Source organism: Streptomyces sp. LS1784, from assembly GCF_020103755.1.
GTDB lineage: Bacteria > Actinomycetota > Actinomycetes > Streptomycetales > Streptomycetaceae > Kitasatospora.
Map to the genome: position 1 here is coordinate 1 of NZ_JAHSQD010001099.1, position 1,150 is coordinate 1,150.

Annotated in this window: 1 protein-coding gene; it reads right to left on the reverse strand. The window is 76.1% G+C overall.

Annotated features, from left to right (window positions below; all coding sequences use genetic code 11):
• Positions 1–31 precede the first annotated feature (31 nt).
• The coding region (locus tag KS423_RS45915; RefSeq protein ID WP_224285579.1) for an ABC transporter permease at positions 32–1,150 on the reverse strand (1,119 nt) is incomplete at its 5' end.

A 1,150-nucleotide genomic window follows, 5' to 3' on the forward strand; every position in this document is an offset into this window, starting at 1 on the left:
CGCCCCGCCCGCCCGCGCGGGCCCGCCGCTGTCACTCCGCCCGCAGCGCGTCCACCGTGCGCGCCCGCGCCGCCCGTACGGCCGGGAGCAGGGCGCCGAGCAGGGCGATCAGCACGCCGCCGAGGCCGAGCAGGACCAGCACCGGGGTGGCGAAGACGTCCAGCGCGGAGGCCGGGAAGTTCAGCCCGGCGCTGTGGCCCATCGCGGGCACCGTCAGGCCGTGCAGCAGCAGGCCCACCGGCAGGCCGATCGCGCCGCCGACGGCCCCGACCAGGAGCACCGAGGCGAGCACCACGCCCACGGTCTGCGCCGGGGTCATGCCGAGCGCCTTGGTGACGCCCATGTCCCGGGTGCGCTCACGGATCTCCAGGACGACGGTGTTGAACACCCCGAGCCCGGCGACCACGAGCAGCAGCACGGTCAGGGTGGCGGTGAGCGAGTTCAGCGCGGCGATCGAGTCGCTGGAGCCGTGCGGCCCCCCGGTGTCGGCGGTCATGTGCGCCGGGGCGAGCGCGGCGGTGACGGCGGTGGCGTAGGCGGTGCGGTCGGTGCCCGGCTTCAGCTTGACGGTCCAGAAGTCCGGCCGCGGGGCCGTTCCGGACGGGTAGGCGGCGGCGTCGGTGAACAGTTCGTTGGTCTGCACGTGCGGGTCGAAGACCTCGCCGACGATCCGGACGGTGACCGCCCGGCCGTGGCTCGTGAAGGTCACCTGGTCACCGATCCTGACCGAGGCCTCGGTCAGGAAGGTCGCCGGGGCGACGGCCTCGCCCGGGCCCTGGTACCAGCGCCCGGTGACCATCCGGTAGCCCGCCCAGGAGGAGTCGCCGTCGAAGGCGGTCACGGTGGTGCTGCCGGCCACCCCGGGGACGGTGACGTCCTCGGTGCCGACGCCGAAGTAGGCGGCGGTGCCCGGCTGGGCGTCCAGCGCGGCGGTGACGACGGCCCGCTCGGCCGGGACGGGCCTGGTCATCGGCATCGCCCCGGGCGGGCCGTCCGGGCGCGTCGGGTGCACCGCGACGTCCCCGGCGTCGCGGGTCTTCGCCTCCTGCACCCAGCTCATCGTCCCGCCCATGCCCACCGCGAAGACCGCGGCCGCCGTGCCGAACAGCACCGCCGCGAGCATTCCGGCCGCACGGGCCGGGCGGGCGAA